An 11,980-nucleotide genomic window follows, 5' to 3' on the forward strand; every position below is an offset into this window, starting at 1 on the left:
AGAAGTGCGGAAGCTTTCTGACGGTAGAAAAGGCAAGAGCCCAGTCAGAAAGTATCTTTAGGAAATTAAATGCGTGTTTCCGCGTTTGTGTTCCCAAATGTACGCCCGCCTTGTTGTTTTGTGGTTGTTGCTCGGGCTGCTCTGCGGTAGCACAGGCACCGTGCGGGCTCAAACGTCGCCGCCGCTGAACCTGAATGCGCCGCCGCAACTGACCCCGCAGCCCCCGCCCGATACTAGCCGGGTGCGGCTGTCGGCACCTGATTCGAGGCGAGTGGCGGCCCCCGCGCGCCCGCAGGCTCCAGCGCCCGCGCCAAGTAAGCCATTGCCCGTTCGGCGCCCCCGGGTGCTGGTGTTGGAAGCCGAAGCAGCCGACCGCGCCGCACTCCGGCATTATCGCCTTAAAAATAGCTTGCCTGATTCCTTGGCCGTTCTGCGCGAAGTCCGGGAGCTGGTACTGGCCTTGCAGAGCGAATCATACTTGACGGCTTCGGCCGACGAACTGCGCTGGCGCCGCGACACCGTGCGGGTAAAGCTGTATGTGGGCGAGAAGTTTCGGTGGGCCCGGCTGCGCAACGGCAACCTCGGCGACGGTCTGCTCACGCGGGCGGGCTACCGCGAAAAGCTTTACCGCAACCAGCCTTTTCAGCCGCAGGAGTGGAGCCGCTTGCAAGAGCGAATTCTGCGGGAAGCTGAAAACCAGGGTTACCCATTCGCGACGGTACGGCTGGACTCGGCACAGCTACACGGTGCCGATATCGAAGGCCGCGTGCTACTGGAGCGCGGCCCGGTTATCGTCTTCGATTCTTTGCAGATTATTGGGAGTACCAACATCCGCAAGCGGTTTCTGACCAAATACCTGCAGATATACCCTGAGCAGCCCTTCAGTCAGCAGCGGGTGGAAGAGGCCGCGCGCCGCTTGCGGCAGCTACCGTATCTGCAACTCAAGGCCGAGCCCGAAGTGCGCTTCGCGCGGGGCCGGGCCCGCGTGTACTTGCTGCTCGAAGACCGCACGGCCAACCAGTTCGACGCCATCGTCGGCATCCTCCCCAATCCGACGCCTGGCTTCGGCCAGAAACGCGTGCAGCTCACCGGCGACGTCACGATTGCGCTACGCAACATCAAGGGTGGGGGCAAAGGGCTTGGTCTGCAATGGCGCAAGACCGATGTCAACTCTCAGCAGCTCGATGCGCAGTATGCCCATCCTACGTTTTTTGGCACTCCCCTCGAACTCGGTGGCACGTTCAACCTGTACCGCCAGTCTACGCCCCAAAACGGATTTCAGACGCTGCGGCCCCGCTTACAAATTACTTACCCCACGGCGCGGTCCGGGCGCATCGGCTTTTTCACGGAGTGGCGCAGTTCCCGCTTGCTAGGCGATACTGCCTATGCCAACCTCACGGCTCTGCCCGAAAACGTTGACTCTCGCTTCACCTCCTACGGCCTCGACTATACCTGGACCTCCCTCGACGACCCATACTTCCCGCGAAGCGGCGTGCTGGCTAGTGGGCAGGCCTCTGTAGGCAGCAAGATCATCAGCAAAAACACCAAGCTAAATGAAACGCTTTACGACAGCCTGCCGCTCCGTAGCACCCAGGTAAGTGCGGGCACCCGGCTAGAACGCTACACGCGTATCGGGCGGGGCGGCGTGCTACTGACGCGCCTGCGCGGCGAAGCTCTCTTCAACCAGCGCCTGTTTCTCAACGACCTGTTTCGGGTGGGTGGCCTCTCAACCCTGCGGGGCTTCAACGAACTGAACTTCTACGCCAGTCAATACCTGGTTGGCACGGCCGAATACCGCCAATTCACCAGCGCCGACGCCTACCTATTCGCCTTCGTTGACCAAGGGTACCTGCGCCGCGACATCGAAACCGAAACGAGTACCAACGCACCAACCGGCATGGGAGTGGGCCTAAGCTTCCGGACTGGCGCTGGCCAGTTTCAGTTTGTGTACGCTCTAGGTCGAGACAACCAGCAAAAGTTGGCTCTGAATTCCGGCAAAATTCACTTTGGCATCACCAGCCGGTTCTAGAGCAAGGGCTACCGAATGAGCTATGTGCTCGGATAGAAAAAATTAATACCCCTGATTATCAGGGCTGGAGCTTATAAACAGGCCTATTTTACGAGCAAACGTTACTTTTCTCGAAAAGCCTCGTACATTTGCAGAACCAAACAGTGCGGGGTGGAGCAGTTGGTAGCTCGTTGGGCTCATAACCCAAAGGTCACTGGTTCGAGTCCAGTCCCCGCTACCTAAGAAAGGCCGTTATCCAATGTGGATAACGGCCTTTTGTTTTTCCAGATTACAAGATACTTGTTGCTGCAAGCTGAAGCGGTAGTAACTAAGCGGCTTCCACACACTCTACGCGGAGCAATAGGTTGTACAAGCCATCTGAAAGCTGGAGAATACCGTCTTCATCGGCTTCTACGTGCTTAAATCTATCCAGCACATTGCTCATCACCTCCATTAAGCCATTTACCACAATAGCTTCATGCTCGTGGTAGCTCTTAGTTTCCAGTACTTTACGAATGATGGCGTAAGAGTACTGATGATAGTTTTGGTTTTGAAAATTCTCGACCAAGGAGGAAGCCTCTTGCGAGTTGAAAAGCAGGTGCGTAGACATAAGCGTAGGGGTTGAGAGTGTGTCAATATACTAATAAAATAATGTACTTATTAAGTACAAAATAGTTTTGTAGAATTCTTTTTTCCTTGACCTTATTGAAGAAAAGAATTGGTACTCTCGTCAACACAGGGGTAGCAATAGATAATAGGGCAGCGTCACAGCCTCTTAACCGGGCAGTTTATCTTTCTTCGGATGGCAGCGTTGAGCTAGTTAAGTCAAGCTAAGTAGGAGGCCTGTGTACACAACAGCCCCGACACCAATGGTTATGGTGTCGGGGCTGTTGTCGTTACTTTAGGAGCTGGTGCTAGCTTTTCTTCTCGCCCTCGGCTGGTGGTCCGAGCACTTTCACCTTGTCTGACTTGGTTAGGCCGGAGCTTACCTCCACATTGATGCCGTCGGAAAGGCCGGTTTTGACCAGGCGTTTCTGGAACTGTTGTGGGCCGGTTTCCACTTCCACGAATACGCTGTCTTTGTTCTTCTTGCCAAATTGAAGCAAGCTCTCCCGAATGGCCAGCACCTGGCTGCGGCGGCCTAGCACAATGTCGCCGTTGGCGGAATAGTTGGCGCGCAGAAACTGACCCGGCTTGAGCTTTAGCTTGGCTCGTACCTGAAACTTAATGGCGCCTTCCTCGGCAATGCCCTTGGGCGCAATGTATTCGAGGGTGGCCGGAAACGACTCGTTTTCGAGGGCCCCAATGGTCAGGTTCAGGTCCATGCCTTCGCGCACTTTGCCTACTTCGCTCTCATCAATCTTGCCCTCAAACACGAGGCTTTGCATGTCGGCAATGGTGGCAATAGTGGTACCCTCGTTGAAGTTGTTGCGCTCTACCACCGACGAACCTACTTTGATGGGCACGTCGAGCAGCAGGCCGGTAATAGTGGAGCGCACTAAGTTGGAAGCGCCGCCGGTGTTGCGGGAAGCTCCCCGCTGGGCAATCTGCAAGTCGTTTTCGGCGGCGTTGAGGGCTTGCTTCTTGGCTTTGTAGTCGGCGAGTAGGCGGTTGAACTCCTGGGCGGCAATAACTTTTTGTTCGAATAGGGGCCGTTGGCGCTCAAGTTCTATCTGGCTGGTTTCGAGGGCTACCCGCGCCGCCTGAATGTTGTTCTGAGCGTTGTTGACGTTGCCGGCGTTGGCTACGGTGCGGATACGAGCCAGCAACTGACCTTCCTTTACGGGTTGGCCCGCTTCCACGTACAGTTCCTCCACAATGCCCGAAACCTGGGGCTTGATTAGCACCTCGCGGCGCGGCACAATGCTGCCCGTTGCCACGGTCTTCTTCACGATGTCGGCCACGAAGGGCGTTTCGGTCTTATAAACGATAGGGTCGGTGTGGGCCTGCTTCCAGAAGTAATAACCCAGCCAGCCAAATCCGGCAAGCAGTAGCAACAGGAGCAGCGAAAGGAACACGCGTTTCATAAGAGAGTAAAGGTGGCTTCGTAGAATTTGCTTGAGTGGTTACGACGCAACGGGGTGCGTTTTGTCGATGCAATAAGTGACTGCGTTACTTGGAAGCACAGACGAGGTTAAATTCAGCTAGAAATGGTGGCGGGCGGTTCGCTATGGGCTAATAGACTTTCGATAAAGCCATTGCTGGTGTTTTTCAATATGCCTATTCATCTTTCAGCGCGACGACGGGCTGCACTTGCGCGGCTTTCAGGGCAGGCACTAGCCCGGCCACGGCACCAGCCACCACCAGTAGGGCTACTGCCGTAGCGGCCACGCCAACGTCAACCTGGGGGTTGGCAAAAAAGCCCACGTCCTGGCCGGCAATCATGGAGTTAATGCCCGCCATGAGGGCCGTACCGAACAGCAAGCCAAGCATGCCCGCCACCGCCGTAATAACAATGCTCTCCTGTACGATCAAGCTCACAATGCTCCAGGGAGTAGCGCCCAGCGCCTTGCGGATACCAATTTCCTTGGTTCGCTCTTTCACCACAATCAGCATGATGTTGCTCACCCCAATGATGCCGGCCATAATGGTGCCGATGCTTACCAGCCAGCTAAACCCCGAAATACCCGTGAATAAGCCCTGCACCCGCGCGTATTCCTCTTCCACGTTGGCCGAGCCGAGCGCCCGGTCGTCGGTAGGGGCTATTTTGTGTTGCCGGGCCAGCACTTGCTTCGCTTTGGTCTCCACCACGGCCGCCGGAATGCCGGCCCTCGGAATAAAAGCAAAGTAACCGACCCGATTCACTTGGTTGAAGGTGACTTGCAGCGCCGTGAGCGGGATAATAATCTTCTGCGCTTCTTCCTGCGCATTTTCGGGCTTGCCCTCGGCCTTGAATTTGCCCACTACCCGGAAGTAAATGCCTTTGATGCGAATTTCCTGCCCCAGCGGCTCATCGGTACCAAACAAGACTTCTGCCACCCGGTCGCCGATGACGGCCACCTTGCGCCGTTCTGCAATGTCGATGTCGTTGATGAAGCGGCCACCGGTTAGGTTTACAGCTTGCACGGCCGGATAGCCGGGGTATTCCCCGTTCACCGAGAACGACGAGCTTTTGGTGCCGTACTGCACGGTGAACGTACCGTCGAGGGAGCTGCGCGGCAGAATGACGGCGGCTTCGGGTACCTCCCGCTTTAGGGCCGCTACGTCGTCGTTGTTGAACGGGATAAAGCGGCCTACTTTGAGTCCGGCATAGGGTACGCTGGTCCGTTGGCTCCACACAAACACTGCGTTTTTGGCTACATCAAACTCGTTTTCAACACCATTGCGGAAGCCCTTGCCCGCGCCTAGCAGCACCACCAGCATGAAAATGCCCCAAAACACCCCGAATGCCGTAAGCGCCGTGCGCAGCTTGTGCCGCCGCACGGTGCCTAGGATTTCCTGCCATTTGTCTATGTCGAACATGGTGCCGAGGGTACTAAGGGTATCAGGTTGATTTGTGCTCTAATTGTGGTCTTAGGTGTAGCGAGACTGACTTTATTCTGCTCGTAGGGCTTCTATAGGTTTCACGTTGGCTGCTTTCATGGCCGGGATTAGGCCGGCTATGGCGCCGGCCACCACCAGCAGGGCAGTAGCGCTGAGCGCCACCCCAATATTCACTTCCGGGTGGTCGAAGTAGGAGCTAGTGCCGCCGGCTTGCTCGAGGGCGTAGCGAATGGCATCGAGCAATGCTACCCCGCCAAGTAGCCCCAGGTAGCCCGAGACGCTGGTAATGACCACCGACTCCTGCACAATCATGCTGATAATGCTCAGGGGAGTGGCCCCGAGGGCTTTGCGGACGCCAATTTCGCGGGTTCGTTCCTGCACAATAATGAGCATGATGTTGCTCACACCTACTACGCCAGCCACCAGCGTCAACACGCCAATCACGCTCACAAACAGCTTGATACCCGTGAAAAGACCCTCGAAGCGCGCCACTTCTTCCTCGTTGTTTTCAAGATAAATAGCTTGCTTGTCGGCGGGGTCGAACTTGTGCCGGGCAGACATCAGCAGCCGCACTTGTTCTTCTAGTTCTTTCACCGGCGTGCCCTTGCGGCTGCTCATCACGATGTTCTGAACTTGGTTGTACTGGTTGAAAGTGGTTTGAAAGGTGGTAAACGGGACGTAGGCACGTTCTTCATTCCGCCCATTATTGCCGGTGCTCGTGAATGTGCCCACCACCTTAAAAAACACGCCCTTCACCTGCACGAACTTCCCAATCCCGCTGCTGTCGCCGAACAGCACCTTGTGCACCTTCTCGCCCAGCATTATCACCTTGCGGCGCTCTATGCCGTCGAGGGGATTAAGCAAACGGCCCCGCCCCAGCTTCTCGCCGTTGAGCTGAAAGAATTCGGAATTGGCCCCAAATACCTGATAGGAACCGTTTTTGGTGCCATTGACGATGGTGTACTCGCCGTAAAGCCGATTGCGCGAGGCCAATATCTCCACGCCGTCTACCTGCTGGCGAATGGCGGCTAGGTCGTCGTTAGCGAATTTGATTTCGCGGCCTGGTTTCATGCCCTGCCACGGCAACGACGTTTTGCCGGTGCCTACAAACAAGCTGTTCATGGCCCCGCCCCCAAACTCTTTCCAAATACCGTTCTCCATACCCTTGCCCGCCCCCAGCAAGAGCACCAGCATGAAGATGCCCCAAAACACGCCGAAAGCCGTCAGAAACGTGCGCAGCTTATTGCGGCGCATGGTCCCCAGGATTTCCTGCCATTTATCGAGGTCGAACATGAAAAGTCAGCTTTTAGGGTAAAGCGAATAGGCCGGTTTAACAGATGATGTGCTGCAAGTAGAGTCGATGCGGGTTAGTTGCCGCCGCAGCTTCGCCGGACCTTATCCAGGCGGCGCACTACATCTTTCACCGTGGCTTCGTCGGTGGTGTACAGTGGGAACTCGAAGCTAGAGTTGTCGCCCTTCTTGGCTTTGACAATTTTCACTTCAAAGTACTTCTGGCCGTCAGAGTCGGAGCTGCGTTCGTAAGTCAGGGAGGTTACGTCTGCCCACTGGAGGTTCATTTTCATCTCGAAAACGCCGTTATCTACCTTCACCGCCCAACCCGAATTACCGCCGTAGCTCACGGCCAAAGGCTTGGTCATTTGCACATCGGCGTCCCGGTCGCGGATAACCTGCTCGGCGCGGCAACCGATTAAGTTGAGATGCACGTCCTGCTTGGGTTTCTTGGGGTTGCGCATCAGCTGGGCTAGCTGCTTGCTCAGGGCCTGGGTTTCGGTGGACGACACTTGGGCACTGGCCGTGGTGCTAGCGCAAACGGCTGCAAACAGCGCAAGGGTGGTGAGGAGCGTTTTCATAGGAAATGGAAGCAACTGTATAAAAATAGGCAACGGCCGCAAGGCCGCTTACTCGTTCACTATCAAGCCGTCGCGCACCCGAATCATGCGCTGAGTTTGGTCGGCAATGTCGTTTTCGTGGGTCACTATGACCACCGTCATGCCCTCGCGGTGTACCTGCTTGAAGATGTCCATCACCTCCTGCGTGGTTTGGGTATCGAGGGCGCCGGTTGGTTCGTCGGCCAGAATTAGTTTGGGTTGGCTGATTAGGGCGCGAGCAATGGCCACCCGTTGCTTTTGACCGCCCGACAGTTCGCTGGGCAAGTGGTCGGCGCGGTCGGCGAGGCCTACCCGGTCGAGATATTCCAAGGCCATGCGGTTTCGCTCACGGCGGCTCACCTTTTGGTAGTAGAGGGGCAAGGCTACGTTTTCGAGGGCGTTCTTGAAGCTCAGTAGGTTGAACGACTGAAAAACGAAGCCCAAAAACTTATTGCGGTAGTGCGCGGCCCGCGTCTGCGAGAGGTTGCGGTCGATGCGAGTACCAGCGAGGGTGTAGTCGCCCTGGTCGAAGTCGTCGAGGATGCCGAGGATGTTGAGCAGCGTACTTTTCCCCGACCCCGACGAGCCCATGATGCTTACTAACTCGCCTTCCCGGATGTGCAAGTCTATGCCCTTGAGCACCTCCAGCCGATTGGTGCCAACTTCATAGCTTTTCCGAATATTCTGCAGCTGAATCATGAGCGGCGGCGGGCGGTTTTACTTTGTGTGTTTTGCCAGGTAGTAGGTAATGCAAAGTAGATGCTTAGCGGTTTTAAATCCAACTGTAAAGGAATATATTTTTAAAACAGCCTACCTGCATGACCTTTAGTTGGTGATAACGCTCGAATAGATACCGCATATCCAGCAACAGTTGCCTGATAATCAGGAATACATTTAAAATATTAAGTTTTGTGCATGTAAGCAACTCGTCAGTACGAAGAGCTAACATGGTTTCATGCACTCACAGGCAATTTCAGGCAGTGGGCAGCAAGTAAAAAGGTGCTCATGCTGAGTTTGCCGAAGCACGAGCACCTTTTCTAATTTGATTGACTGTAGACGGTTGCCCACGCAGGCTAGAGGCGTACTACCAAAACAAGCAGCGGCACGTAGCCGAGCTTACCCCAGCCGCGCCAGCAATTCTTCCACTTGCCGTTCCAGCCGCGTTACGCGTTCTTCCATAGTGGATGGTGGCCGCAGGTGGGTGGTGAATACGGCCTTGACTTCCCAGATTTCCAGCGCTTGGTCTAAGGCAAATTCCTCGGCGCCGTAGTCGGGGTTGTCGGCCCGGAGCTTGACCGCATTGTTGGGCAGCCGCTCGGATAGGCGTCGTACCAGCAAGCGGCTCTGCGTGACAAAAGCGTAGATGCAATGCACCCGCAAGTTGGGCTCGGCCAAATCAACCCGGCGGCACAGCACCACATCTTGGTGCCGCAGTCCTTGTTGCTGATGCTGCATTTCGGCGCCCACTATTTCGAACGCGCGCGTAGCTGGCCCGAGTTGGTGTGGGAACGTGAGCGGGGGCAGCGAATCCAGAAAGCTGGAATTATGATGCTGCACAATATACTCCAGCAGCCGGTCGGCGGGTACGAACGGTGTTATGGATTTCTGCAGGTCGGCAGCGGCAGTGGTAGGGGCGACGGGCGCTTGAGCGGGGGGAGCTTGCTGCTTAAAGATGTCGAAATGATAAAGCTCATTTACCGTCAGTTCTTTCGTTAGTAGCAAGTCTACCGATAAGCCAAAATACTGAGCAATCTGGATTAGCGTCTCCATTTTTGGCTCCGAGCGGCCTTCTTCGTAAGCCCCCACACTAGGTCGAGCTAAACCAAAAAGCTCTGCAAAAGCCGCCTGACTAAGCTTTTTGACGGTTCTTATCTTGCGGATGTTCTTTCCAACGTAAGACATTAGCGAAAATATATTTTGCTCAAAGCTTGAGCGTATCTAAAACTTTGAGTACTCTTGTGTGGTAAAGCTAGCACATATCTGATAGATGGCTTTCAAAGAGGCTACTTTTTTGAGCCATTAGTATATTATGCTAGCAACCCACTTGTAAGCTAACTTCACTTATCCAGTAGCACTCCTTTCTCAGTACCTAGTTTCCACTGGCATGGTCAACTCCTACTTCTCTAAAATCCAGACTTACCTGTTGGAGCTTGGCTTCGACATTCACCATCTGGACGAGGCCAACAACCTGCTGGTGGTAAGCAAGCCGGAGTTGGGTATCGAGCATCTGGTGCTTGGCTGTGGCGAGCTGCTGCTGATTATGGAGCAGTATCTGCTCGACCTGCCCGGTCCCAACTGCGACGTGTACCAGCGGTTACTTCAGAAAAACCGCGACATCATCCACGGCGCCTTCGTGCTCGACGAGTCGGGCCGCAAGGTCATCTTCCGCGACACCCTCCAACTAGAGCACCTCGACCGGCCAGAACTAGAGGCCGTGTTCAATTCCCTGGCACTCTTGCTGAGCGAGTTCAGCGACGAGTTGATTGCGTTTTCGAAAGGACAGTAAGTTGCGCGAAGCTCCAGCTTCGCCCCTCGTTGCACGACCCACTTCCTCGTTGCAGCGACTAACGTTCAACGAGGCCTGAAGCTGGAGCTTCGCGCTATATCTCTAGAAGCCATGAATTTATTTAACCGCATCTTCAAAATCGGACAGGCCGAAGCTCACTCTGCTGTCAACCAGCTCGAAGACCCTATCAAAATGACCGAGCAGGGGCTACGCGACCTGCGCCAAGACCTCGACAAGGCCTTGCACGCCCTGGCCGAAGTGAAAGCCCTAGCCATACGGGCCCGCAACGAGGTGGAGGTAGAGCGCAGCCGCGCCCTCGATTACGAAAACAAGGCGGTGCTTCTGCTCCAAAAAGCGCACCGGCAGGAAATGGATGCCGGCGAAGCCGACCGCCTAGCCACGGAAGCGTTGCTCAAGAAAACGCAGCACGAGGCGCAAGGCACCCGCGCCACGCAAGACCAGCAGAAGTTCGAGGCTTCTGCTGCACAGCTCGACCAAAACGTGCAACAGCTCAAAAGCACCATCAGCCAATGGGACAACGAGCTAAGAACCCTCAAGGCCCGCGTGACGGTAAGCACGGCCACCAAAACCATCAACCAACAGCTAGCCCAACTTGATTCGTCGGGAACGGTGGCGTTGCTGGAGCGTATGAAGGAGAAAGTAGCCACCGAAGAAGCTCTAGCCGAATCGTATGGTCAGATTGCGCAGGAAAGCCGCAGCATCGACCAAGAAATCGATAAGGCGTTGGGTTCTACGCAGTCTGGCCAAGCCAGCCAGGACCTGAAGGCCTTGAAGGCAAAGCTCGGACTCGAATAACCTACCCCCTGCGCCATGAACAACAGCATGAACCTAACGGAGAAGATATTGCGGATTTGCTCCTTGGTCTTGGTGCTTTGTAGCCTAGCGCTACGCCTTCCCCACGTCGTGGGCGTGAGTGATGCACATGCCATGCTGACATTTGGCTTGCTGCTTGGTCTGCTTTCTTATAGTAGCTACTCCCGGCGGCTCCGGCGCCACAACGAGGAACTGGAGCGCCAACTAGAAGACCGAAAGCCCGACTAGCCTCGGCCAGGACGACAGAAGCCCATGTAAAGCAATAAGCTTCTGTTTTCTGAAATTTTACTTGCGCGGCACTATCCCTTATTAATATGACTGAGCTGCTGCATGCGGCCGTTTCGCCGCCCAACCTATTGCCCACCGCGCTGCTGGTGTTTGTGCTTCTCTATTGGCTAACCGTAATTGTTGGTTTGCTGGATTTTAAGACCCTTGATATTTCCACCAACCACGATTTCGACGGCACCCACGGCGACCACGTATCGGCCGACCATGCGGGAGTTGGTGTAAGCTGGCTGAACAACGCACTAGCTTTCTTTAACTTAGGACGCGTGCCGCTGATGGTGTTCCTAAGCTTCGTGGCCTTACCGCTGTGGGTGGCGAGCATCCTACTCAACTACTATCTCGGCAATGAGGCCTTACTGCCGGGACTGTTGCTGCTGGTGCCGTTGTTCATCGGCAGCTTGCTGCTGGCCAAGGTGCTCACGCTGCCTTTCGTGCATCTGTTTGCCGCTCTCGAGAAAAGCCACGACAGCGGTGCGCAGCCCCTGGGTAAAGTCTGCCTAGTACTGCTGCCTACCAGCCACGAGCGGCTCGGTCAAGCCAGCGTCCGGTTGCTCAATGGCGCGCCGCTGGTACTCAACGTCCGCGCCGCTTCCATCACATCCGAGCTGTGCAAAGGCGACTCCGCCCTGGTCATCGACTACGACAAAGAGCGCCGCTGCTACCTGATTGAGCCCTACGACGCGGTATAGCTGCCAGGTTTGACGATGAAAGTAGGCAACTGTTCTAACTAACAGCAGCACGGATGTAGAGGCACGACACTTCGCGTCTGCTCGTTGCTGAGGTTGTTAGGCGGGACTACTTTGTATGAGTACAACCAAGAAAACCGTCATGCTGAGCGCAGTCGAAGCATCTCGCTAGTGTGGTATATACCACTCCTACATCAGCACGCGAGATGCTTCGGCAAGCTCAGCATGACGACCTGGATTAAGTTGAGCTGCAATTATGTATGGTTCACACGTAACCGTGCTGACTATT

General features: G+C 55.4%; 12 protein-coding genes and 1 tRNA gene. 6 read left to right on the forward strand and 7 right to left on the reverse strand.

What is annotated here, in order from left to right; all coding sequences use genetic code 11:
* Nucleotides 1–97: 97 nt before the first annotated feature.
* Entirely contained in the window at nt 98–2,029 is a 1,932-nt protein-coding gene (locus tag P1X16_RS14545; protein ID WP_277230309.1) for a BamA/TamA family outer membrane protein, read from the forward strand.
* Between the two features lie 144 nt (nt 2,030–2,173).
* A tRNA-Met gene (locus P1X16_RS14550) sits at nt 2,174–2,246 on the forward strand.
* A 90-nt stretch (nt 2,247–2,336) separates the two neighbouring features.
* Here P1X16_RS14550 and P1X16_RS14555 read toward each other — a convergent pair.
* From P1X16_RS14555 to P1X16_RS14585, 7 genes are all read right to left on the reverse strand, one after another.
* Nucleotides 2,337–2,618, reverse strand: a complete 282-nt coding sequence (locus P1X16_RS14555) for a hypothetical protein (RefSeq protein WP_277230312.1) — start codon at nt 2,616–2,618, stop codon at nt 2,337–2,339.
* 304 nt (nt 2,619–2,922) lie between these two features.
* Nucleotides 2,923–4,035 carry an efflux RND transporter periplasmic adaptor subunit gene (locus P1X16_RS14560; protein ID WP_277230315.1) on the reverse strand — a complete coding sequence of 371 codons (1,113 nt, stop codon included), beginning with the start codon at nt 4,033–4,035 and terminating at the stop codon, nt 2,923–2,925.
* A 193-nt stretch (nt 4,036–4,228) separates the two neighbouring features.
* Nucleotides 4,229–5,470 (reverse strand): ABC transporter permease, encoded by a 1,242-nt coding sequence (locus P1X16_RS14565; protein WP_277230318.1) that lies wholly within the window; start codon nt 5,468–5,470, stop codon nt 4,229–4,231.
* 72 nt (nt 5,471–5,542) lie between these two features.
* Nucleotides 5,543–6,784, reverse strand: coding sequence for an ABC transporter permease (locus P1X16_RS14570; RefSeq protein WP_277230321.1), 1,242 nt, complete (start codon nt 6,782–6,784; stop codon nt 5,543–5,545).
* 74 nt (nt 6,785–6,858) lie between these two features.
* Nucleotides 6,859–7,362, reverse strand: a complete 504-nt coding sequence (locus tag P1X16_RS14575; protein ID WP_277230323.1) for a hypothetical protein — start codon at nt 7,360–7,362, stop codon at nt 6,859–6,861.
* Nucleotides 7,363–7,410: 48 nt separating this feature from the next.
* Complete coding sequence (locus tag P1X16_RS14580) at nt 7,411–8,079, reverse strand: ABC transporter ATP-binding protein (protein WP_277230325.1); 669 nt, start codon at nt 8,077–8,079, stop codon at nt 7,411–7,413.
* 417 nt (nt 8,080–8,496) lie between these two features.
* Nucleotides 8,497–9,282 carry a LexA family transcriptional regulator gene (locus tag P1X16_RS14585; RefSeq protein WP_277230328.1) on the reverse strand — a complete coding sequence of 262 codons (786 nt, stop codon included), beginning with the start codon at nt 9,280–9,282 and terminating at the stop codon, nt 8,497–8,499.
* Between the two features lie 202 nt (nt 9,283–9,484).
* On the opposite strand from P1X16_RS14585, the gene P1X16_RS14590 reads away from it, so the two are divergent.
* From P1X16_RS14590 to P1X16_RS14605, 4 genes are all read left to right on the forward strand, one after another.
* Nucleotides 9,485–9,886 carry a CesT family type III secretion system chaperone gene (locus P1X16_RS14590; RefSeq protein WP_277230330.1) on the forward strand — a complete coding sequence of 134 codons (402 nt, stop codon included), beginning with the start codon at nt 9,485–9,487 and terminating at the stop codon, nt 9,884–9,886.
* Between the two features lie 111 nt (nt 9,887–9,997).
* On the forward strand, nt 9,998–10,702 hold the full coding sequence (locus tag P1X16_RS14595; protein WP_277230333.1) for a PspA/IM30 family protein: 705 nt from the start codon (nt 9,998–10,000) through the stop codon (nt 10,700–10,702).
* Between the two features lie 15 nt (nt 10,703–10,717).
* Nucleotides 10,718–10,948, forward strand: coding sequence for a hypothetical protein (locus P1X16_RS14600; RefSeq protein WP_277230335.1), 231 nt, complete (start codon nt 10,718–10,720; stop codon nt 10,946–10,948).
* Between the two features lie 86 nt (nt 10,949–11,034).
* Complete coding sequence (locus P1X16_RS14605) at nt 11,035–11,694, forward strand: hypothetical protein (protein WP_277230338.1); 660 nt, start codon at nt 11,035–11,037, stop codon at nt 11,692–11,694.
* Nucleotides 11,695–11,980: the final 286 nt, after the last annotated feature.

Origin of the sequence: Hymenobacter sp. YC55 (assembly GCF_029433095.1) — a bacterium.
GTDB lineage: Bacteria > Bacteroidota > Bacteroidia > Cytophagales > Hymenobacteraceae > Hymenobacter.